Origin of the sequence: Thermobacillus sp., from assembly GCF_003390775.1 — a bacterium.
Taxonomy (GTDB): Bacteria; Bacillota; Bacilli; order Paenibacillales; family Paenibacillaceae; genus Thermobacillus; species Thermobacillus xylanilyticus.
Map to the genome: position 1 here is coordinate 1 of NZ_QEWA01000043.1, position 21,460 is coordinate 21,460.

Genomic DNA, 21,460 nt, shown 5'->3' on the forward strand with positions numbered 1-21,460 from the left:
CACTTCCCGATCCAATAGTGCAGCGCTCCCTTACTCAGGCCGAGCTCTTCCTCGATTCGGCTGACCTTCCACCCGGCCGCCAGCCGGCGCAGCACTTCCATCTTATCCGGCGCTTTCGGCGCCGTTGTCGTTGACATGGTTTGTTCCTCCTTCTTCTCGAGTTTCTCCCCGCGGCGCACGCGCTCCAGTTCCTCCGGACTCAGCCGGTACGTGATGACCGGCCCGCTGCCGCTGGATTTCTCCTCAATATCGCGTTTCGGGACAGGTGTTCCTGTGGTGGTAACCGCTCGTCCATACCACATGGTTCATGCCCTCCATCATGAGGTGAGTACCATTTCAGGGTTATACGTTCTCGGATCGATGTCGCTCGGCACCCGCCAGCCGTTGGCCGCTATGCGATCGATCAGCTTTCGGGCGGCGTCAAACGACCATGTTCCAACGTGCTGGAAGCCGCGTCCCTCGAGAAAACGAATCTGCTTCGGTGTGGTCAGCCCCTCTATCCGGCGTTTCTCCAGTCGGTCAAGCAACTTCGCAGCTTTACCGGCGTTGTCGATTTCATCCGGGAAGATTCCGAGCTTCTCCAACGTGCGAAGCTGCTTCTCACTCGGCGGTGCCATTTCCCAACCGAACGCCGGGACGTAATTGGCCAGATCCTCCGCTTGGATGCTCATTTCGAATTGCAGCGGATCGACCAGCGCACGTTTCCTTCGCTTCATTTCCTCCAGCTTCTTCGCGAGCGCTTCCTCGCGCTGCGCAATGACGTCCGACGCCGCTTTCTCTTCTACTTCTTCCAGATCAACCGGCGCCCCAGCTTCCTCAATCCGCTTGGTCATGGCTTTGGCGATCTCTTCATTCTCAGCAATCAGATGTGCTGGATGGCAGAGTTCATGGCGTTCTGTATGCCAGAGAAAATCGAGTAACAACAGTTCCGTTTTCCCGGGATATAGCCGGGTGCCGCGGCCGACCATCTGGCTGTATAAACTGCGGACCTTCGTCGGCCTGAGCACGACTACACAGTCCACACTCGGGCAATCCCATCCCTCCGTCAGCAACATGGAATTGCAAAGGACGTTGTATTTTCCGGCCTCGAAGTCGGCCAGGATCTCCGCTCGATTATCCGATTCGCCGTTCACTTCCGCGGCCCGGAAACCGATCGCGTTCAAGATCCGGGCGAACTTTTGGCTCGTCTTGACGAGCGGAAGGAAAACGACGATTTTCCGGTCCTTGGCCACGTTCCACATTTCATGCGCAATCTGTTCCAGGTACGGATCCAGCGCCGTGCCCAAGTCGCCGGCCGCAAAATCTCCGGATTGCACTCGGACCGCGGAAAGATCGAGCTTGAGCGGGATGGTCATGGCCTTGATCGGGCTGAGATACCCCTCTTTAATTGCCCGCGGCAACGTGTATTCGTAGGCCAGCGACTCGAAATAGGAGCCGAGGTTGCGCATATCGCCGCGATCCGGCGTCGCCGTGACGCCGAGGACGTTGGCGCCATCGAAGTATTTCAGGATGCGCTGGTAGCTGTCGGCGAGGCAATGATGCGCTTCGTCGACAATGATGAAGTTGAAGTAATCAGGAGAAAATTGTTCGAGCCGTTTGGTGCGCATCATGGTCTGTACGCTGCCCACGACAACTCGGTACCAACTGCCGAGTGCGGATTGCTCAGCCTTCTCGACTGCGCATTTCAGCCCAGTGGCCTTTTCCAACTTTTCGGCCGCCTGGTCGAGCAGCTCGCCGCGGTGGGCAAGGACGAGCCCTCGCTCGCCCATCCGCACGCGATCCTCTATGACTTTGCTGAAAACGATTGTTTTTCCGCAGCCGGTAGGCAAAACCAGCAGCGTTCTCTTGACGCCTTTCGTCCACTCGTTCTGGATGGCTTCACGGGCCTCTTGTTGATATGGTCTGAGTTCCATGGCCATCACCTAAAACTGTCCTTGTTGCCAGCCTCCTTGCTGGGCGGTGGGGAATGGAGGCTGATGCTGTGCAGATGATTGCTGGACGTATTTCAGGTACTCATCATAGGGATAAAAGCGTTTGATCTGGTTGTTGACGTATTCACGGCCGTCTTTCGTGTACTTGTAATGTTCGATTTGGCAGCGGCCCTTGGCGCCGACGACGGCATTCCAGTTCATGCGCAGCGGTTCACCCTTTTTCTTCTGGCCGATCGCCGTGAAGAATGCGGAAAGCAAACCCTCCGTCTTCGTGTGCAGGAACAGGTTGTGGAACACGACCACATCACCGTGTTCGGGCGAATGAATGGTGATTTCGAGCTTCGCCTGGTTGCATGGAGGCAGGTTCTGGCTGCCCTGGAACCGGGCGCGCTCGAATTTCGTGACCGTAAAGTTGTAGTCGCCGGGGGTGAGGAGTACGTACTCCCCGCCGCCGTCGCGCTCGATTGTGTCGTCCCAGTTCAGCTCACGTTCTTGCATCGTCATGTCTCATCACTCCTGTTTGGTATTAGGTAAAAGGAACTTCGTCGCGCATCTCTTCGATCATGGCGAACACTTTCGGCCATGCGGCTACCAACACCCCATCAATGAATCCGGGATCGTAGTTCGTGATCGGCGTATCTGCCGGATAGTACCCGCGTTTTGCCACCACTTGCTGGATCTCCCACTCTGCAACCTTGTGCTGGATCATGAGATCCCGCAGCGAAGCCGGGATATTCGGATTGATCGACTGCTCCGGAGTCGTGTTCGTGGAGGCGTTCGCCGGCGCCGTAACCGGCTCACTGGCGGGCTCGACCGGCGCGGTGGGCTGCTCCGCGGCGGGTTGTGCCGGTTCTGCTGTCGTCTCGGGCGCAGGCTGCACCGGCGGTGAAGTGACCGGTGGAGCCGTGGCCACTGTCGGTCCGGCAAAGATGTGCGAGATATGCACATAGTCGAGCGGCAGCTCGTCCGGCAGACCGTGCCGGTTCTTGGCGTCCCAGGCCGGGTGATGTGTTGTGTACATGACGCGCGCGCCGCCCTGTGCCTTGTGTTTGCGGCCGCTGTCGTCCGCGGCGACGCTGAATGTCTTGTAATTCAGAAACAGCACGATATCCGCCCATTCCTTGACCAGTGCGGCCGTCCGCGATCCGGTCTTGGCGCCGAGCTTGAGCTGGTAACGGTCATAGGCTCCCATCTCGTCCGGTTGCTCGAACTTGACGATCTGGCTGTGAGCCGTCAGCACGACGTGGATACCGGCCTCAATGACATCGGAGAGCATGTTCAGAAAACGACCGAACTCCTCCGCGGCAAATACGTATCCTTTGCCGTATCCGAAATCCTCGATGCCTTTTTTGTTGTGTTGGGCACAGACGGCGTCATTGCAGAGCATTTCGGCCCAGTCGATCGTATCTATTACAAGAGTACCGAATCGAGACGGCCTTTGTTGTTTCACCCACTGCACCTGCTGTTTGAGCATTTCCCAGCTTGTCGGCTTCGGAAGTCGTTGCACGTCCAGTTCTGTCGTTGAACCCTCGGTATCGATAAATACAGGGTTCGGGAATCGGGCGGCCAGAGAGGATTTGCCAATCCCCTCCGGACCGTACAGCACGACCTTCTTTGCCTTCTGGATCTTGCCGCTGATGATTTCAAACATGATCAGAACTCACCCACTTTCCATGTCGGGCCGGCGTCGATTTCGCCTTCCGGCTTCGGCTGCTGGATCGTGATGCCTTCCTCGCCGACGACGTATCCGTCCTCAATGATGATGCTGCACTCATCGCCGGTGCTCACGCGCGTCGCGATCGCTTGCAGCCCCTCCTGCTCGAGCCACTGGCCGAACTCGCGCAGCGTGTCCATGTCCATCTGCTCCAGCTTGTCGATGAGCACGAACCCGCATTGCGGCTTGAGTTTGCGTACGATTGCCGTGGCTACTTTGAGCTGTTCGGATCCGCTCATGTTGTCCCACTTCTGACCGTTGTAGATAAGTTCGCCATCCTGCACCGACAGGCCCGGGAGCGGCAGATTCGCGTTCGTGAGCAGGTCGATTTTCTCTTTCCGAACCGACTCGATCTCCTTCGTCAGCGACTCGTATTGCCGCGCATATTCTCGCGCGTCCTCCTCGGCTTTCTCCTTGTCCAGGTTCGCGCGTACTTTCCGGTTAATCTCGTCGATTTGCGCGATGCTGGCTTCCAGCTCGGCGGTCGATTCGTCAACAAGATCCTGTGCGTCTTTCTGCGCGATGGCAAGGTCTTGCTGCAGCTGGTTGTACTTCTCCTGAGCAGCGTTCAACATGGCCATGAGCCGGGCCACTTCTTTGCCTTGCTGCTCGAACTCAGCCTGGATTTGCTGTACGCGCAGCCGTTTCCGCTGGTTCTCGCCGTTCTTGGCGAGGATCTCCTGTTGCTTTTTGATCAAGTCCGCGGCCGACACCGGTTCCTTCGGCGCGTCCGGATAGTACGGCTGTTCCTTCGCAAACTTTGTTTTCTGGTCGGCAATCTGGCCGATTGCATGCCGCTGGTTGTAAAGTTCTTGCTCTTTACGTTCAAGTTCAAACAGTTGATCGCCAACGCCGATGATCCGCAGAAGGATATTCGCCTTCTCTTTGTTCGTAGCATTCAGGAATTTGGGAAGGTCAATCGCCAGCTCTTCGACAAAGCTGTCCAGCAGCTGCTGACCGTGCTTCTGGCCGTTCGGGTCGATGACCTTCAGGTCGCTGTTCTTGCCCTTTCGTTCGACAATGAGGCCGTTTGACAGCACGATATGGAGATAGGGCGGTGTAACCGATCCTTCGCGTTCCGGTTGCGACGGCCGGTGTTTGTTTCCGCCCAGCGCCCACGCGATGGCGTCCAGCACGCTGGACTTACCCTGGTTGTTCTTTCCTCCGATAATGGTCAGGCCGTTCGGCGTCGGCTCGATTTTCACGGCCTTGACCCGTTTCACGTTCTCAATTTCGAGCCTATTGATTTTGACGCTCAACGCCATTTCCTCCCTTTATCACGATTGATGATCCGTTCAACAGCAGCGGCCATGCAGATGACATGACCGCTGCCCGTGTCGACTTTAAGCCAGGTACGGGCGATTCCCCACACCTCGACGACGATGCCGGTTTCGCCGGTCTGCAGCCTGACGCGATCGCCTTTGAGGACCGTCACAGACGATACCGCTCCGTCAAGACGGCCGCAGCCGCCTCATGATGTCGCCGCCGCGCCTCGAAGACCTTCGTGGCGATCAGTCGATTGAGCCGCGCTCGGGTCTCGTCATGACATCTCAGCGCCTGCTCCAGCAGCGCGCTGCCGATGATGGCGGCTTCTTGGCCGTCGAGCTCGAGGGTGATGGTGGGTTTGAGCTGCAGCATGGTTGTCACCCGGCTTCCCAGCCGACGATCCGGACCCCGACGATGCAATCCGCGATATCGTCGTAATCGATTTGCAACTCGTCGCCGGACGCATTGAAAAGTCTGTAATACTTCACATATCCGGCTTCCGTGCCGCTGCTGATTGGTACGATGTGTCTATGATTCTGCCCAAGGCTCATATCCGGCTGAAAATCGCCGTCAACAAGGGAATCCAATGCGGAGTCGATAATCGACGCGCCCATCGTGTTGCCACCAATCTTGCAGATGATCGTCCCTTTGTACTTGCCCCACTGGAGCGATACCTCGACCGTGTGCGTCCCTTCGCGCGGGTATGCGACGCCTCCCATGTACTTGTCCATGTCTTCCCCTCCCCGCCCCACCTGTGGTATGATGGAGCTGAATCCTGATTTATTCCACCGTTGCCGCGGTGGATTTTTCTTTGCCGACTCCTGCCCATGCGAGAATCTCGTCCAGCGAGATTTCCCAACTGTCGCCCCACTTCGCAACAAATTCCCATTTGAATTCTTGATAGATGGCCGGGTCGGTCGTTCCGAGCGCGTCGGCGATGATGCTCCGCGCCAGATCCGATGGCCCACTGCCGCCGTAGCCCCAGTTGAAGCCGTCCGGGCTGTGACGGACCAGATGCCGCAGCGGCTTCTGCACGCCGTTCCGGATCCGCACCACCACCGGACCGACCGGCGTCCGCATGCCGGCGTATCCGTCGCGGATCGTCGTCTGGATCGTGATGCTGCTGGCCGGTTGCTCGGCGATGCCCTGTTCAGCCGCCACCTTCCGCGCGCAGATTGGGCCGTATTCGGCGTTCGGGTCTTTCAGCTTTCGGCCGCAGCGGGCGCACTTGTTGTCGCCCATTGGCTCTGTCCACCTCCTTTTGCGGTCATTCTTCCACCCATTCCGCGAGCCCGCGGGACACGAGCTCGTCACAGAGCGCTCGGAGCTGAATTTCGATTTCCGGATCCTTGAATCCGATCCGGTAGAAGGCATCCTCCATGTCCCAGGCATTCGGGCCTCCCGTCAGAAGCTGCGAGAGGATCAAGAACTTGTCGCCGTTTTCAGTTGAAGCGACTTCGAGCCTCGTACGGAACCGGAACGCCTCGGGAATCTCCATGATGATGCCGTTTTCGACAAAGAGTCCGGTTCCAATGGTGAAGCGGTTTTCGTTGATCTTCAGACCTTCGAGGTCGCTCAGCCCGGGAGACTTGATGAACTTCAACGCCTTACGCACGCGAACGTCTTGCATCGTAATGTTCATTGACTCTGTTCACCTCCTTCCGCAATCCGATGTGCTTCGATCATGTCTTCGATGGCCAACAGCTGCCGGTACACCCGCCGGGTTGCCGGCGACTGCGCGTCAGCTTGCACGGGCCGGTCACCTCCTCGCGAAAATCCATTTGTGTACGATTTCTCGCTTCGCTTTGGCCCGTCGCCCGCTCTCGCTTTTCGTCATGATCGGCGTCGTGGCGGCCGTCATTGGGTCCCATCCGAGCGTATTGATCCGTTTCCAGAGCGTCGTGTACTTGACTCCGTTTTGATCGGCGAGCTCGATAATATCGGCGGGAATCTTTCGTCGGGCATCGTGTGCCCGTCTGATGCGCTCCGCTCGATCCGCGACCGGCTCCGTCGCTGCGCGCTCCGGCGCCCAGCCGGCGTATATGCGCCAGTACAGGGTTTGATATGGGATATCGTTGCGCTGGGCGAGCTCAACGATTTCGCGCGGGATTTTCGACAACATCCTCGGCGGCTTGGTCATGGCGAGCTCTTTCGGCCACCCCAGTCTGCGGATACGGGTTTCGAGCGTGCCCGCGGAGATGCCATTTGCCGCGGCCGTCTCGTACTCTTCCGGCGTGATATACCAGTCGTATGGGTTGCGCACGGCCATTACCCCGCCCGCTGCTCTTCCTTCAGCGCCAGGATCGCCGCCCCCAGCCTGAGCTCCGCCGCCCGCAGCCGGTACACCGCCTCGTCCACCCGGTCGGGCTCAGCCTGGTCAAACAGACGCTGGGCGGCCCGGTATTCGACGAGCGCGGCGCGGTATTCGTCGTGAGTGGTCATGAGGCGTCACCTCCTCCCAATATGCTCGCGAAACAACAGTGTCTTCGTCGCCTCGATCCGGTCGCCGTCCCAGCGACAGTCGTCGAAGTCGCCACAATCCGGATCCGGCACATCGTCATCGAGGTACATTTCTGGTGTGCAGACCGGGTCAGTCAGGATTTCGTAAATTTCCTCGATCTCGGCCAGCGCCAGCGCCAGCCGGACGTGCTGGTCGGAGCGGGCGTGGAGCAGATCCGCCTTGGCACGGCGCAGCTTTGCAATGGATTCTTCGAGCTTTACCGATGCTTCGCGCAGGTATTGTGTTTTGGACATGTATGTCGCTCCCTTCTTCAAATCATCTTCGCTTCCAACTCGTCAATCTGCCGGCAAATGTCCGCCATCCAATCCATGTCACCGGCCAGATACGCGATAAACGACAGCTGCTTGAGTTCATCCATCTGCCTAACCAGCGTCGCGTTGACTCGCAGGCAGTGATGGAGATCCATTTGCTCGCGGATCGTGAGCTGGTCGTATCCGCCGCGCCGATCGGCCTTGATCTGCAGCTCGGCCAGGCGGCGATGTACGGGATGGATGCCGATCATGAGACAACCCTCCTCATTTGCTCCCGAATCCATTGTTCTAGAAACTCCCGCGCTTCCCGGGCCGGGAAGTACCATTTGTTTCCGACTTTTACCTTCGGAAAGCGAGGGTCGAAAAAGAATTGCTGCTGAATGAAATTCCAGCTCATGCAAGTGCGGCGCATGAGTTCTTTGGCATCCCAGAACACCAGATCAGTGTCGGCTTCGCGAAGCCTTTCGGAAACCTGCCGACGGATCTCATCTTGCACTGCTGATTCGTCGACTTGGACGGAGAGGATCGGAGCCTGATTGCCTCCGTTCATCAGGCCCCCTCCTTCCTAATCCGATGAAAGTCGGATTTTTTTCCGAAAAAAAGATGCTTCGCTGGGATGCCGTATACCTCTTCCGCCCTGATCATAAAGGTTCGGGGGACGTTTGTGGAATCTTGCTCGTACTTCCACAACGTGTCCCGGTGGATGCCGAAAAGTGGCGCCGCTTCAGCAATCGTTAAGCCGGTGTTCACCCGGGCGGCTTCTAGAGTGATGAGTATCTCTTGGCTCAAGGTCTGCACCTCCTTCCCGATGTACTCCCATGATATCCGACAAACATCGGATTGTCAACCGATTTTTTTCGGATTTTTTTCTTTACTTTTCGGCGATCATCGGATATAATAAGTATGTTGAAAGGGGATGATGAAAAGATGGTCGACAATAAGAGGGACTATGAGGAGTATTTAAAAAACGAAATCGCAAAAAATCTGCGCCGGCTCATAGATAAGCGGCGCATGACCCAGAAACAACTCAGCGAAAAAACAGGCATACCTGTTAGCACGCTTTCCGAATATTTTAGGGGGAACGTGCTCGCTCCCCCTGGCAACATACAGAAGATCGCTCTGGCGCTCGATGTCTCGAAAGACGACATTGACCCTAGCTTCCGGTCTACGGTCATAAAAACCGATCCTCGGTTGCGGTTTTTTGAGGACTTAGAGAGGGAGCTGGGCATCGACCTGACGGATCCGAATGTACAGAAAAAGATCAAGAAGGTCGCAAAACTCCTGTTCGCTGACGAAGATTGACCTTGCAATGAACATTTTTTGGACAAGCAGTTCCGGCTGGTAAACGGTTTCAACTTTTACTTTTTCCATGGTTTACCTCCCTTGACTGGTTGTCCATTTATTATATACGAACACATGTTCCCGTTCAATACCATAAAAATCTGAAAAGTCGAAAAGGAGGAAAGCATCATGGCCTCATTCCGTAAACGCTCGAATGGCTGGGAATACCGTATCCGATACATCGACAGGCGAACTGGAAAGTATCGGGAAAAGTCGAAAAGCGGCTTCCGAACGAAGAAAGAAGCGGAGCTCGCCGCGGCCGCCGAAGAATTGCGTATCGAAGAACATGGGTTTGCGGAAAATGGTAATGAGCTGATCGCAAACTATTTGGAAAAATGGCTCGAAACTTACAAACGTCCGGCAGTGAAGCTGAATACCTATCTCGTCCAGGAGCGGAACGTCCGCCTCAACATCATTCCGCGCTGGGGGAACTACAGGCTGAAGGATTTGACTAGAGCCGAGTACCAGCGCTGGATCAACGAGCTGCGGGAAAGGTACAGCGAGGGGACAGTGCGGCGAATCCATAGCATCTTTGCGAGCGCCATCAGCGACGCGATCCATGAGTTCGGGATCCTCCGGGACAACCCCCTGCAAAAAATCAAGATCGCCCGTGACGAGCACGAGGATGCCGGGAAAATCAAGTTTTTCACGGTGGACGAGCTGAGCAGGTTTCTGGCCGCGTGCGTGCCGGTCAAACACGCGAAGTATCAGCACTCCCGGATGCATCAGGCATTGTTTACCCTGCTCGCTCGCACCGGTCTGCGAATAGGCGAGGCGCTGGCGCTCACCTGGGATGACATTGATCTTATCAAGGGCACGGTCAGCGTCACCAAAACGCTCATCTATCCGCTCAACACGGATCCGCGCGTGACCACACCGAAAACCCGCTCCAGCATCCGAACAATCAAACTGGACCCGGAAACGATCCGCGCTATGAAGGAGTACCGGGTGAACCAGAAGGAAACCATCCTTCGGTACGGTTTCCAACGTTCCGATCTCAACCTGGTGTTCCACGGTCCAGACGGAAAATGGTTGCGGATCAACGTCGTAAGGGAATATATGTATGAGGTATGCAAGCGAGCCGGATTGCCGCGGCTCTCGCCTCACGCCCTCCGGCACAGCCACGCCGTCCATCTGCTCGAGGCTGGGGCGACGATCCGCTACGTCGCTGAGCGGCTCGGACACGCCAGCATAAAGACCACTGAAAAGTACCTGCACGTCACGAAGAAAATAGAAAAAGACGCGCTCGACCTTTATGCCCGATACCTATCATAAAAATTGTGGGCAAATTGTGGGCGAGCGCGTCTTTCCCCGATCAAAAACCCCGTCAATTCAAGGGTTAACCGATGCTGCCTTCCATCTCGAACTTGATCAGCCGATTCATCTCGACCGCGTACTCCATCGGCAGCTCCTTCGTGAACGGCTCGATGAAGCCCATGACGATCATCTGCGTCGCTTCCGCTTCGGACAGACCGCGGCTCATCAGGTAGAAGAGCTGGTCTTCCGACACCTTCGACACCGTCGCCTCGTGCTCGAGCGTGATGTTGTCGTTCATGATCTCGTTGTACGGGATCGTGTCCGACGTCGACTGGTTGTCGAGAATGAGCGTGTCGCACTTGATGTTCGACTTCGCGCCGTCGGCGTTGCGGCTGAACGAAGCGAGACCGCGGTACGTCACCTTGCCGCCGTGCTTCGAGATCGACTTCGAAATGATCGTCGACGTCGTATCCGGCGCGAGGTGAATCATCTTCGCCCCGGCGTCCTGATGCTGGCCTTTGCCCGCAACCGCGATGGACAGGACGCTGCCCTTCGCGCCGCGGCCTTTCAGGATGACGGCCGGATATTTCATCGTCAGCTTCGAGCCGATGTTGCCGTCGACCCATTCCATCGTCGCGTTCTCTTCCGCAACCGCGCGCTTCGTGACGAGGTTGTAGATGTTCGGCGCCCAGTTCTGGATCGTCGTGTAGCGGACGCGCGCGTCCTTCTTCACGATGATCTCGACGACGGCGCTGTGCAGCGAGTTCGTGCTGTAGATCGGCGCCGTGCAGCCTTCGACGTAGTGGACGAAGCTGCCCTCATCGGCGATGATGAGCGTCCGTTCGAACTGCCCCATGTTCTCCGAATTGATCCGGAAATACGCCTGCAGCGGGATTTCGCACTTCACGCCCGGCGGGACGTAGATGAAGCTGCCGCCGGACCATACGGCGCTGTTCAGCGCGGCGAACTTGTTGTCCGTCGGCGGCACGACCGTGCCGAAGTATTGCTTGAAGATCTCCGGATGCTCCTTCAGCGCGGTGTCCGTGTCCATGAAGATGACGCCTTGCTTCGCCAGATCTTCACGCATGTTGTGGTAGACGACTTCTGACTCGTACTGTGCGGACACGCCCGCGAGGAACTTCTGTTCCGCTTCGGGAATGCCCAGCTTGTCGAACGTCTCCTTGATTTCAGCCGGCACTTCTTCCCAAGTGCGGCCCTGCTTCTCGGACGGTTTGACGTAATATTGGATGTCGTTGAAATCGAGTTCATCCAGATCGCCGCCCCAGCGCGGAACCGGCATCTTGTTGAACTGCTCCAGCGCCTTCAGGCGGAACTCGAGCATCCATTCCGGCTCGCCTTTCATCTGCGAGATCGTGCGCACGACGTCCGCCGTAAGCCCTTTGCCCGTCTGGAAGACAGCCTTGTGCTCGTCGCGGAAGCCATATTTGTATTCTTCCAACTCCGGCGCCTTCTTCGCCATCGCCCTCAGCCTCCTTCATTCATTCCTCACCAAAATCAGCCTGATCCTCAAAAAACCGTGCCTTCCAGCCACCCGTCAGCTCTGGCGCCCGGCTTCGATGCCTTTGCGCAGCGCGTTCCAGGCGAGCGTCGCGCACTTGATCCGCGCGGGAAACTTGCTGACGCCCGAAAGCGCCTCGAGATCCTCGTACTCCTCGAATTCGACGGGCTGCCCCTGCATCAGGGCGCTGAATTTCTCCGCCAGGCCGAGCGCTTCATCCAGCGACTTGCCGCGGATCGCGTCCGTCATCATCGAGGCCGAAGACATGCTGATCGAACAGCCTTCTCCCGTATATTTCGCCTGCTTGACGACGCCGTCTTCCACCCGCAGCTGCAGCTGGATCCGGTCGCCGCAAGTCGGATTGTTCAGATTGACCGTCACGGAGTCTTCGTCCATCGTGCCGCGGTTGCGGGGATTTTTGTAGTGATCCATGATGACCCTTCGATACAGTTCATCCAATTGCATGTCCGAAGAACTCCTTTGCCTTGATTAGCGCCGCGGCCAGCCGTTCCACATCTTCCTCGGTGTTGTAGAGATAGAAGCTGGCGCGGGCGGTCGCCGTCACCTCGAGCTTGCGCATGAGCGGCTGGCAGCAATGGTGCCCCGCACGGATCGCGACGCCTTCCGTGTCGAGGACCGTAGCCACGTCATGCGGATGGACATCGTTCAGGTTGAACGTCACGAGGCAGACGCGGCCTTCGCGCGGGCCGTACAGCGTGACGCCTTCGATCTCGGACAGACGGTCGTAGGCGTAGCGGGCAAGCGCCTCGCTGTGGCGGTCGATGTTGTCCATCCCGATCTCCGTCAGGAAATCGATCGCCGCCGCCAGGCCGACCGCGCCCGCGATGATCGGCGTGCCGCCCTCAAACCGCCAGGGCGCTTCCTTCCACGTTGCGTCGTAGTAGTCGACGTGCTCGATCATCTCGCCGCCGTACTCGACCGGCTCCATCTTCTCGAACAGTTCCCGTTTCCCATAGAGTACCCCGATTCCGGTCGGACCGCACATCTTGTGACCCGAGAATGCGTAAAAATCGCAATCAAGATCCCGGACGTCCACCTTCATGTGCGGCGCCGACTGCGCACCGTCGACGACCATGACCGCGCCGCGCTTGTGCGCCAGCGCCGCGATTTCCTTCACCGGGTTGACGACGCCGAGCACGTTCGAGACGTGGGTGACGGAGACGATCTTCGTCCGGTCCGTCAGCGTCGCCTCGACGTCCGACAGCCGGATCGTGCCGTCCGGCTGCATCGGAATGTAGCGCAGCACCGCGCCCGTCGCCTTCGCCGCCTGCTGCCACGGAATCAGGTTCGCGTGGTGCTCCATCGGCGTGAGCACGATCTCGTCGCCTTCGCGCAGCGCGGCGCGTGCCCAGGAGCGGGCGACGATGTTCAGCGCCGTCGTCGTGCCGCGCGTGAACACGATCTCCCGCTCGCTGGCCGCGTTCAGGAACTTCGCGACCTTCGCCCGCGCCCCTTCATAGGCGTCGGTCGCGCGGGATGCAAGCGTATGGACGCCGCGGTGCACGTTCGCGTTGTCGTGCTCGTAATAGCGCACGATCGCGTCGATGACGCTGCGCGGCTTCTGCGAGGACGCCGCGTTGTCCAGGTAAACGAGCGGATGCCCGTTCACCTGCTGGTCCAAGACCGGAAACTGCTTGCGAAGCTCGAGCGGGTTCATGCGTTCAGCTTCCCTTCGATCATCCGCTCGAGTTCCTCGCGCACCGCTTCGATCGGCACTTCGGACACGATCGGCGTCAGGAAGCCGCGGATGATGAGACGTTCCGCCACTTCACGGGTAATGCCGCGCGACATCAGATAGTAGATTTGCTCCTCGTTCACCCGGCCGACGCTCGCGGCGTGGTCGGCCTTGACGTCGTCCTCGTCGATGAGCAGGATCGGGTTCGCGTCGCCGCGCGCCTTCGGGCTCAGCATGAGCACCCGTTCCGTCTGATGGCCGTTCGCCTTCGTGGCGCCCTTCTCGATCTTCGTGACGCCATTGATGATCGCCGTCGCCGAATCGCGCATGACGGCCCGCGTCTCCATCTCGCTCTCCGAGCTGAGACCGTAGTGGACGGCGTGCGTCGTGATGCTCATGTTCTGTGACTGCGTGCCGATCGTGATCAATTTCGAATCGGACGTGGAGCCGTTGCCCTTCAGGTCCGATTTGGTGACCGACAGCGTGTTGCCGTTGTTCAGATCGCCGATGATCCATTCGATCCGCGCGTCGTTCGCCAGCGTCGCGCGGCGGATCGACAGATCCGTGACGCTCTCCGGCAGATGGTGGATCGACGCGAACCGCACCAGCGCGCCGGGGCCGGCGACGACTTCGACCACGGCATGATGCACGGCGACAGCCGACCGGCCGGCGCCGCTCGCCAGCACGCGGTCGACATAGGACACGCGGCTGTTCGCATCGGCCACGATCAGAATATGCGGCGCGAAAGCCGCTTCCGCATCGTCCAGGTAGAGAACGGCTTGCAGCGGCACTTCCACTTCGACATTTTCCGGCACGTAGACGAAGACGCCGCCGTTCCAGAGCGCCGCGTGCAACGCGGTCAGCTTGTCTTCATCCGCCTTGACGACGCTGAACAGATGCTTCTTCACGAGATCGCCGTGTTCACGGACGGCCGTCTCCAGATCGGTGAAAATAACGCCCTTCGCTTTCCACTCTTCCGCCAGGTTGCGGTACGCGGCGCCGGAATTGCGCTGTACGACAAGATTCGCGGCATCCTGCGGCAGCGAAGCGCGGATCTCTTCCGGCAGCTGCGACAAATCTCCCGCAAGTTCGGGATGCCTGTCGACGCCGAACGCCGTCAGATTCCAGCGGTCGATGCGCATTTTCTCGGGTCTGGGCCATTCCAGCGTGCCGGCCAGCGCGGCCGCTTCCTTCCGGATGTCGGTCAGCCAACCGGGCTCGCCTCTGCCCTGTGACAAAGCTTCGATATTTTCACGGCTTACCGGAGCATTCAGTTGCGTACTCATGTCGTGTCAACGCCCCTCTCCGCTCAGGCTTGACCGACGGTCTCGTCGACGATGCCCAGCTCTTCCTTGATCCAGTCGTAACCTTCGGCTTCGAGGCGCTCGGCCAGTTCCGGACCGCCCGACTTCACGATGCGTCCCTGCATCATGACGTGGACGAAATCCGGCTTGATGTAGTTCAGCAGCCGCTGATAGTGCGTGATGATCAGGAAGCCGCGGTCTTCCGAACGCATGCTGTTGACGCCTGCCGCGACAATCTTCAGCGCGTCGATGTCGAGACCCGAGTCGACTTCGTCGAGGATGACGATCTTCGGCTCGAGCATCATCATCTGCAGAATTTCGTTCCGCTTCTTCTCGCCGCCCGAGAACCCTTCGTTCAGATAGCGGTGGGCGAACTCCGGGTTCATCTCGAGCTCTTTCATCTTCGCTTCGAGCTGGCGGATGAACTTGATGAGCGAAATTTCGTTGCCTTCGCCGCGGCGCGCGTTGATCGCGCTGCGCAGGAAGTCCGCGTTCGTCACGCCCGTAATTTCGCTCGGATATTGCATCGCAAGGAACAGGCCCGCGCGCGCCCGCTCGTCGACTTCCATCTCGAGCAGATTCTCGCCGTCGAGCAGCGCCTCGCCTTCCGTCACCTCATATTTCGGATGCCCCATGAGCGCCGACGCGAGCGTGCTTTTGCCCGTGCCGTTCGGACCCATGATGGCATGGATCTCGCCGCCGCGGATGTCGATGTCGATGCCTTTCAGGATCTCCTTGCCTTCAATCGACGCCCGCAGTCCTTTTACCGTGAATCGAGTCGCCATGTATGGTGTCTCCTTCCGCATTGAACTGTATTGAAAGGTGATTATCAATGATAATCGCCATGTAATTTAAAATTATTCTAATATATTTCCCCGCGCAAAGCAACAAACGCCGGCCCGGTCCCGTCAGCTTCCCTGACAGACCGGCGCCCCGGCTGTGCGGCATTGCGCCGGCATTCAGGCCAACGCGTTCAGAATTTCCGCTTCCCGCCGCTGAAATTCCTCAGCCGACAGCACGGGACGGAACCGTGCGTCCGCCGCGTCATCCTCGAGCTTCACCCAGGATTTGCATCCGGCATACGACTCCCGGTGCGGGATCGCGACAGGCTCTTCAGCCGCATGGACGCGAAGGATGAGCACATGGAGCGGTTTTGTCCGCTTCCATTTCAACCGTTCGTCCGCAAACGCGCCGGTCCAGATGTGAAAACGGTCGAGCTTCGCCAGCGTCTCCGCATCGGTCACCTCGATGTCGCGCACCGCCTCCGCCCACGCCTTCAGGAGCAGCCGGCCTCCCGCCGCTTCGCGCTCGGCCAGCGTGCGGCCGATCAGCGGCCGGCATTCTTCCTTCAGCAGGTGCTCCCGCTGATGCTCGTAGGTCGGCAGCAGCCAGAACTGCGGCGCGGCGAGCTGGAAATCCCGCGTCTCCTCGGCGATTCCGCCCTTGCGCATCAGGATCAGCTGCCGCCCGCAGACAAGCGCTTCAATCGCCGATGCCCATTCTTTCAGCGCGGTGCCGTCCCGCACGCCGGCAAGCCGCGTCACGTTTCCGTCCATTGCCCGGCATCCCCCCGATCCATGCTGAGTCTTCATTATACCAGATACCGACGCCCGATTGCGAACATCCGGGGCATGTTTACTCCAATCCCTTTTTCCCCTGGATCCAAAACGGCTTGACCTTGACCTGTTTGCCGCTCCATCCCAAACTCTTCAGATACTTATAAAGCAATTTGCACATTTCGCCGTCACCCGCGACATCAATGGCGGTTTTGCCGGCGTGGCGGGGCAGTGCGGCTTCTACCGCGGATATAACCGTTTGATCTTGATGCGGCCCGCCTGCAATGAACTGAAAGGGGGACTCACCGTCGAGATCCGGGAAAAAATCGGCTTGTTCCCGGCCAAAAATCAAACCGGTTACGCGTTCCGGATGCCGGAAAAACTGGCGCAGACCGTAAAGATGGCCCAGAGCGGAAATATCGCCGATCATCACGGCGTCGGCATCATCCCGATGGATGAACAGGTTGCTGGCATGCTTCATGAAATAAACGTCGTCGCCCGCCCACACGTTTTGGATCCAATGCGCTCCGGGGCCGTTGGAAAATGTGCACACCGCCAGATCGAGGCTTTGCGTCCGGGCATCGAAGTTCCAGATGGAACAGGACCGCACACGATCTCGCAACGATACTTTCGGATCATCCAGGACAAGAATCCGCAAAAAGTCCTGGGGACGATACGCAAACGATTGAGAACCTTGCGGCCGGATCGTCAGTCGATACGTGTGCTCCGCCGCTTTGGTTTTATCGATGACCGTTGCGCGTGTGGCCAGGCTTTTCGCCAGCTTGTCCATGATCCCCATTAGTCATTGCTTCCTCCCCTACACAGTGTTGTTTATTCATCAGCGTGTTTGGTATAAAATCAAAGCTGCAGCCGCAACAACAGGCAATGCTGCCGGGTTTGACGGTTAAACAACATACCGTGCAAATTTGTCGGGCAAGGGAGTCGGACGATGGAAAAAAAGCAAGATCAGCGCGTGACCAAGACACTTGAGGCGATTGTCCAGCCATGAATCCGAATTTATGGAAGAAATCATGGACATTGCGAGAAGACATGCTGCCATCCGCAAAACCTTCGGCGATTCACTTCCGATTGCGATTGACATTTTTCAATACTTTTACAGGAATCGGGACTTTTTAAAAGTTCTTCTCAGCCCCAAAGGCGACCCTGCTTTTCAATCCAGACTGAGACAGACGATGTGGGAGCAATTATATGAAAGAACGGCCGCATCACGGACCCGCCCAAAACGGATGCCGATATCGCCCGAGTATGTTGCCTCTTACATTTCCGGCGCGCATTTGAGCATGATCCAATGTTGGTTGAACAACGGCTGCAGGGAATCCCCGGAGGAAATGGCAAAGGTATTGTCCTTGCTTACGGCAAAAGGTCCCCTTCAGGCGGCCGGCCTTATGGAGAACGAGTGACGACGGCCTCTCGCCCGCCTTGTCTGCCGCCCATTCGGCCGCCGTCCCGGGAGGCGCCGGTGCCGACATGGACCGTCCGGCTGTCCGGCTTGAACGTCGCAATCGCATCGCCGCCTGCGGAAAACGATGACATCCGGACGACAAGCAGGCGCCGATTCATGACCGCGAATTCCCTGCAAACGAAGCAATAGAGGGTATTCCAATCAGATTAAAACTTCTTTATACTATTGGGGATAATGTCACTATTGAAGGCAACGCCACGGAGGTGCCGCAATTGTCCGAATACCATCCGCTTACCGAATCGGAAGCGATCGAGCTCGCCCGCCGGATTGAAGGCGTCTTCCCGCAGGAAGCCGCGCTGACGTGCCGCGAGATCGGGGACGGCAACCTGAACCTCGTCTTCCATATCCGCGACGAGCAATCGGGCCGCAGCCTCATTCTGAAGCAGGCGCTCCCCTATGCGAAGGTCGTCGGGGAATCCTGGCCGCTGACGCTCGACCGTTCGCGCATCGAGAGCGAGGCGCTGATCCTGGAAGGCCGCCTTGCGCCGGGTCTCGTGCCGAAAGTGTACAAGTACGACCCGGATCTGGCGCTCACCGTCATGGAAGATCTGAGCGACCACATCATCATGCGCAGCGGCCTGATGCAGTGCCGCCGCTATCCGCTGTTCGCTGATCATATCTCGACGTTTCTCGCGAACACGCTGTTCTTCACGTCCGATCTCGGCATGAACCAGCAGGAGAAGAAAGTGCAGGCCGGCCGGTTCATCAATCCGGAACTGTGCAAGATCACCGAAGATCTCATCTTCGACGATCCGTACACCGTCTCGTCGAACAACAATTACGACGCGGCGATCGAAGACGAGGCCGAAGCGCTGCGGACCGACGGGAAGCTGCATTTCGAAGTCGCGCTGCTGCGCGAGAAATTTCTGACGCAGGGCCAGGCGCTGCTGCACGGCGACCTGCATACGGGCAGCATCTTCGTCCGCGAAGATTCGACGAAAGTGATCGACCCCGAATTCGCATACTACGGTCCGATGGGCTTCGACATCGGCGCTGTTCTGGGCAACCTGCTGCTGAACTACGCCGGCCAGCTCCACTGGAGCGCCGACGAAGCTTCCAGAACGTCGTACCGCGAATATTTGCTGGAGACGGTGAAGAGCATCTGGACGCAGTTCGACCGAAAGTTCCGGGCGCATTGGAACGAGAAGAACGTCGACCGGCTCGCCGCGCGGGCGGCCGGCTACCAGGACGACTACATGCGCCGCCTGCTGCAGGACTCGATCGGTTACGCCGGGTGCAAAATGGTCCGCCGCATCGTCGGTCTGGCGCACGTCGCCGACATCGACCGCATCCCCGACGCAGCCGTCCGGGAGAAAGCGCAGCGCGTCGCGCTCCGCATCGGCAAGGCGCTGATCAAGGGCAACCGCGGCGCCGAATCCATCGATTTCGTGATCGACGCGGCCCGCGAAGCGGCCGCCGCACTGAAAGGATAATCCATCATGACGACAACGCATCAACCGCTCTCGCCGCTGAACTGGACAGGTTCGCAGCTTGAACTGCTGGACCAGCGGCAGCTTCCCGAACGCATCGAGTATCTGCATCTGGACACGCCGGAAGAAGTATGGGAGGCAATCCGCAGCCTCGCCGTGCGTGGCGCGCCCGCGATCGGCATCGCCGCCGCTTACGGCGTCGTGCTCGGCTCCGCGAAGGCCGTCCATGCCGGAACGAACGCATGGCTGGAGGCCGTGAAGCGCCACGCCGGATATCTGGCGACATCCCGGCCGACCGCCGTCAACCTGTTCTGGGCGCTCGACCGGATGACCGCGCGCGCCGAAGCGCTTGCGGCAAGCGGCGCCCCGGCGGAAAGCTGCCAGGAAGCGCTTGTCCGCGAAGCGGAAGCGATTCACGCCGAAGACATCGAGACGAACCGGCTGATCGGCGAACATGCGCTCACGCTGCTTGCGGACGGTATGGGCGTGCTCACTCACTGCAACGCCGGCGGCCTGGCGACGGCGAAATACGGCACGGCCTTGGCGCCGTTCTATCTCGCCGCCGAGCGCGGCATCAAGCTGCGAGTGTTCGCGGACGAGACGCGCCCCGTGCTGCAGGGCGCGCGCCTGACGGCATTCGAACTGCATCAGGCCGGCATCGACGTGACGCTCATCTGCGACAACATGGCCGCCGCGGTCATGCGCGCCGGCTGGGTGCAGGCGGTCATCGTCGGCACCGACCGGGTGGCGGCGAACGGCGACGTGGCGAACAAGATCGGCACCTACGGCGTCGCCGTGCTGGCGAAAGCGCACGGCATTCCGTTCTATGTCGCCTGCCCGCTGTCGACGATCGATCTGAACACGCCGACCGGCGCGGAAATTCCGATCGAAGAGCGCCCGGCGGAGGAAATCACCGAAGGATTCGGCCGCCGGACGGCTCCGCGCGGCGTCCGCGTCTACAATCCGGCCTTCGACGTGACGCCCGCCGAGTACGTCGACGCGATCATCACCGAGCGGGGCATTGTACGCCCGCCTTACGATGTCAACCTGCGCGCATTGTTCGAAACCAAATAACGAAACCAAAACAACGCCCATGCCAATCGGCATGGGCGTTCATCCTGCATCCACCGTTCAGATCATTCGCTTCAATGCGTCGGCCCCGCGCATGCCCGGCAGGATGCCGCGCGCTTCGGCCGCTGTCGTCACCGACTCCAGCGGAGCTTCCATCAGCTGCTCGAGCGTGCGCACGCCGACGGCCCTGCCCGCCACGATGCCGCGGTCGCGCAGCCTCTCGTTGAGCAGCGCCACATCCAGTGCGCCACACATGATATATCCGACATCGGTCGTGATAGCCAGGAGCGTCGTTTTCGGCAGAAGGACTTCCACGCCCAGGGCAACGCCTCCTTCAAACGGCATGGGTACCAGCCGGATCATTCCGATCACCCTCTGTCAGGAATTTCTGCAACTCTATTCCTAACCTATTCCCAACGCTCCCGGCCCGTAAGGGCAGGCGTCCTGTCCTTCTTTTCGTTGCTTTTTTGGGGTGAAAATCTATGCCGGCGGACCCATGCGTGATACAATATGATCAGGAAAGGTGAGGGGCGTTAGAGAGATGAAAGTCAAAACTTCGTGGAGAAACCTGTACATTTTCAACGTGGATCTGATGATCGAAAGCGACACGGACGCAACGGCGCTGGAACATCTCGTGTCGGCGCTGAACCGAAGCGGCTTCACGGACTATCGGATCAAATCGGGCATCGAGACCGGAAGTCCCATCCAACAGGCCGCCCAGGGACCGCATCAATCGAACCCGCTTCCGACTCCGGCGGAGCTCGCAAATGGGAAAACGGTCGCAGCAGAATCAGTCTTTCGTCTGGCAGAAGCAAGTGAGCCGTTGGCCCCGTCAACCGGGAACTCCCGGGAAACGGCCGGCGGCAATGCAAAAGGAGCCGCCGATGACGGCGACTCCACGGGCTGCATCGACAAAGCGATGGAACGCATTCGCGGATACATTGCGGGCAACCGGCTGGTCCGGCTCAATGTCAACCGCGGGCGCGGCATCAAGCTGAGCGTGCCTTGCCGCATTATCAATCTTGACGAATCCATGTACACCGTCACGGTGTACCATGTCGACGAGAAGAAAGTTTATACGTTCGGGCTGTTCGAGATCGACGATTTCATCGAGACCTGA

30 protein-coding genes are annotated in these 21,460 nt (G+C 58.8%); 6 read left to right on the forward strand and 24 right to left on the reverse strand.

The features are described 5' to 3' along the window. The 16 genes from C6W55_RS12600 to C6W55_RS12675 all read right to left on the reverse strand — a co-directional run. Nucleotides 1–302, reverse strand: a 302-nt coding sequence (locus tag C6W55_RS12600; RefSeq protein ID WP_286892909.1) for a hypothetical protein, incomplete at its 3' end; no start/stop codon positions are given. 15 nt (nt 303–317) lie between these two features. Beyond that, complete coding sequence (locus C6W55_RS12605; protein ID WP_286892911.1) at nt 318–1,913, reverse strand: DEAD/DEAH box helicase; 1,596 nt, start codon at nt 1,911–1,913, stop codon at nt 318–320. Between the two features lie 9 nt (nt 1,914–1,922). After that, nucleotides 1,923–2,435, reverse strand: a complete 513-nt coding sequence (locus C6W55_RS12610; protein WP_286892912.1) for a hypothetical protein — start codon at nt 2,433–2,435, stop codon at nt 1,923–1,925. Between the two features lie 22 nt (nt 2,436–2,457). Continuing rightward, entirely contained in the window at nt 2,458–3,582 is a 1,125-nt protein-coding gene (locus tag C6W55_RS12615) for an ATP-binding protein (protein WP_286892913.1), read from the reverse strand. Between the two features lie 2 nt (nt 3,583–3,584). Next, the gene (locus C6W55_RS12620) at nt 3,585–4,904 is read right to left on the reverse strand and encodes an AAA family ATPase (RefSeq protein ID WP_286892914.1); all 1,320 of its coding nucleotides are present in this window, start codon (nt 4,902–4,904) and stop codon (nt 3,585–3,587) included. After that, nucleotides 4,901–5,080: a hypothetical protein gene (locus C6W55_RS12625; RefSeq protein ID WP_286892915.1), complete on the reverse strand. Its 180-nt coding sequence runs from the start codon at nt 5,078–5,080 to the stop codon at nt 4,901–4,903. The genes C6W55_RS12620 and C6W55_RS12625 overlap by 4 nt, the downstream gene beginning before the upstream one ends. Further along, on the reverse strand, nt 5,077–5,283 hold the full coding sequence (locus C6W55_RS12630; protein WP_286892917.1) for a hypothetical protein: 207 nt from the start codon (nt 5,281–5,283) through the stop codon (nt 5,077–5,079). Before C6W55_RS12630 ends, C6W55_RS12625 begins: the two co-directional genes overlap by 4 nt. A gap of 5 nt (nt 5,284–5,288) precedes the next feature. Continuing rightward, nucleotides 5,289–5,642 (reverse strand): DUF5406 family protein, encoded by a 354-nt coding sequence (locus C6W55_RS12635; RefSeq protein WP_286892918.1) that lies wholly within the window; start codon nt 5,640–5,642, stop codon nt 5,289–5,291. Nucleotides 5,643–5,691: 49 nt separating this feature from the next. After that, entirely contained in the window at nt 5,692–6,153 is a 462-nt protein-coding gene (locus C6W55_RS12640) for a DUF6166 domain-containing protein (RefSeq protein WP_286892920.1), read from the reverse strand. A gap of 25 nt (nt 6,154–6,178) precedes the next feature. Further along, complete coding sequence (locus tag C6W55_RS12645) at nt 6,179–6,553, reverse strand: hypothetical protein (RefSeq protein WP_286892921.1); 375 nt, start codon at nt 6,551–6,553, stop codon at nt 6,179–6,181. Nucleotides 6,554–6,670: 117 nt separating this feature from the next. Beyond that, nucleotides 6,671–7,180 carry a hypothetical protein gene (locus tag C6W55_RS12650; RefSeq protein WP_286892923.1) on the reverse strand — a complete coding sequence of 170 codons (510 nt, stop codon included), beginning with the start codon at nt 7,178–7,180 and terminating at the stop codon, nt 6,671–6,673. After that, nucleotides 7,180–7,353 (reverse strand): hypothetical protein, encoded by a 174-nt coding sequence (locus C6W55_RS12655; RefSeq protein WP_286892925.1) that lies wholly within the window; start codon nt 7,351–7,353, stop codon nt 7,180–7,182. Before C6W55_RS12655 ends, C6W55_RS12650 begins: the two co-directional genes overlap by 1 nt. A 6-nt stretch (nt 7,354–7,359) precedes the next feature. Next, entirely contained in the window at nt 7,360–7,665 is a 306-nt protein-coding gene (locus C6W55_RS12660; protein WP_286892927.1) for a hypothetical protein, read from the reverse strand. A 17-nt stretch (nt 7,666–7,682) separates the two neighbouring features. After that, nucleotides 7,683–7,934: a DUF7667 family protein gene (locus tag C6W55_RS12665; RefSeq protein ID WP_286892928.1), complete on the reverse strand. Its 252-nt coding sequence runs from the start codon at nt 7,932–7,934 to the stop codon at nt 7,683–7,685. Next, on the reverse strand, nt 7,931–8,209 hold the full coding sequence (locus C6W55_RS12670) for a group-specific protein (RefSeq protein ID WP_286893000.1): 279 nt from the start codon (nt 8,207–8,209) through the stop codon (nt 7,931–7,933). Before C6W55_RS12670 ends, C6W55_RS12665 begins: the two co-directional genes overlap by 4 nt. Before the next feature lie 23 nt (nt 8,210–8,232). Continuing rightward, nucleotides 8,233–8,472: a helix-turn-helix domain-containing protein gene (locus tag C6W55_RS12675; RefSeq protein ID WP_286892930.1), complete on the reverse strand. Its 240-nt coding sequence runs from the start codon at nt 8,470–8,472 to the stop codon at nt 8,233–8,235. A gap of 138 nt (nt 8,473–8,610) precedes the next feature. Between C6W55_RS12675 and C6W55_RS12680 the strand changes: the two genes are divergently transcribed. Together C6W55_RS12680 and C6W55_RS12685 are read left to right on the forward strand one after the other, a co-directional pair. Further along, a complete protein-coding gene (locus C6W55_RS12680; protein WP_286892932.1) occupies nt 8,611–8,985 on the forward strand; it encodes a helix-turn-helix domain-containing protein in 375 nt (124 codons plus the stop codon). 168 nt (nt 8,986–9,153) lie between these two features. Next, nucleotides 9,154–10,299, forward strand: coding sequence for a tyrosine-type recombinase/integrase (locus tag C6W55_RS12685; protein ID WP_286892934.1), 1,146 nt, complete (start codon nt 9,154–9,156; stop codon nt 10,297–10,299). A 64-nt stretch (nt 10,300–10,363) separates the two neighbouring features. Here C6W55_RS12685 and sufB read toward each other — a convergent pair whose 3' ends face one another. The 7 genes from sufB to C6W55_RS12720 all read right to left on the reverse strand — a co-directional run bounded on the left by sufB (nt 10,364) and on the right by C6W55_RS12720 (nt 17,155). Then, nucleotides 10,364–11,761 carry a Fe-S cluster assembly protein SufB gene (gene sufB, locus C6W55_RS12690; RefSeq protein WP_286892936.1) on the reverse strand — a complete coding sequence of 466 codons (1,398 nt, stop codon included), beginning with the start codon at nt 11,759–11,761 and terminating at the stop codon, nt 10,364–10,366. Nucleotides 11,762–11,836: 75 nt separating this feature from the next. Continuing rightward, nucleotides 11,837–12,265, reverse strand: a complete 429-nt coding sequence (sufU, locus tag C6W55_RS12695; RefSeq protein WP_286892938.1) for a Fe-S cluster assembly sulfur transfer protein SufU — start codon at nt 12,263–12,265, stop codon at nt 11,837–11,839. After that, nucleotides 12,252–13,478, reverse strand: a complete 1,227-nt coding sequence (locus C6W55_RS12700) for a cysteine desulfurase (RefSeq protein ID WP_286892940.1) — start codon at nt 13,476–13,478, stop codon at nt 12,252–12,254. The genes sufU and C6W55_RS12700 overlap by 14 nt, the downstream gene beginning before the upstream one ends. Then, on the reverse strand, nt 13,475–14,782 hold the full coding sequence (sufD, locus tag C6W55_RS12705) for a Fe-S cluster assembly protein SufD (protein ID WP_286892943.1): 1,308 nt from the start codon (nt 14,780–14,782) through the stop codon (nt 13,475–13,477). Before sufD ends, C6W55_RS12700 begins: the two co-directional genes overlap by 4 nt. 23 nt (nt 14,783–14,805) lie before the next feature. Continuing rightward, entirely contained in the window at nt 14,806–15,585 is a 780-nt protein-coding gene (gene sufC / locus C6W55_RS12710; protein WP_286892945.1) for a Fe-S cluster assembly ATPase SufC, read from the reverse strand. A 174-nt stretch (nt 15,586–15,759) separates the two neighbouring features. Continuing rightward, on the reverse strand, nt 15,760–16,356 hold the full coding sequence (locus tag C6W55_RS12715) for a DUF1802 family protein (protein ID WP_286892947.1): 597 nt from the start codon (nt 16,354–16,356) through the stop codon (nt 15,760–15,762). A 79-nt stretch (nt 16,357–16,435) separates the two neighbouring features. Continuing rightward, nucleotides 16,436–17,155 (reverse strand): siderophore-interacting protein, encoded by a 720-nt coding sequence (locus C6W55_RS12720; protein ID WP_286892949.1) that lies wholly within the window; start codon nt 17,153–17,155, stop codon nt 16,436–16,438. 220 nt (nt 17,156–17,375) lie between these two features. On the opposite strand from C6W55_RS12720, the gene C6W55_RS12725 reads away from it, so the two are divergent. The 3 genes from C6W55_RS12725 (at nt 17,376) to mtnA (ending at nt 20,343) form a co-directional block, all read left to right on the forward strand. After that, nucleotides 17,376–17,777 carry a TetR-like C-terminal domain-containing protein gene (locus C6W55_RS12725; RefSeq protein WP_286892950.1) on the forward strand — a complete coding sequence of 134 codons (402 nt, stop codon included), beginning with the start codon at nt 17,376–17,378 and terminating at the stop codon, nt 17,775–17,777. A gap of 274 nt (nt 17,778–18,051) precedes the next feature. Next, entirely contained in the window at nt 18,052–19,272 is a 1,221-nt protein-coding gene (gene mtnK / locus C6W55_RS12730) for an S-methyl-5-thioribose kinase (protein WP_015255502.1), read from the forward strand. Nucleotides 19,273–19,278: 6 nt separating this feature from the next. Beyond that, nucleotides 19,279–20,343 (forward strand): S-methyl-5-thioribose-1-phosphate isomerase, encoded by a 1,065-nt coding sequence (gene mtnA / locus C6W55_RS12735; protein ID WP_015255503.1) that lies wholly within the window; start codon nt 19,279–19,281, stop codon nt 20,341–20,343. Between the two features lie 57 nt (nt 20,344–20,400). On the opposite strand, the gene C6W55_RS12740 is transcribed toward mtnA, so the two are convergent. Continuing rightward, entirely contained in the window at nt 20,401–20,703 is a 303-nt protein-coding gene (locus C6W55_RS12740; RefSeq protein WP_286892952.1) for a YunC family protein, read from the reverse strand. A 178-nt stretch (nt 20,704–20,881) separates the two neighbouring features. Here C6W55_RS12740 and C6W55_RS12745 point away from each other — a divergent pair, with 178 nt between their 5' ends. Further along, complete coding sequence (locus C6W55_RS12745) at nt 20,882–21,460, forward strand: hypothetical protein (RefSeq protein ID WP_213485959.1); 579 nt, start codon at nt 20,882–20,884, stop codon at nt 21,458–21,460.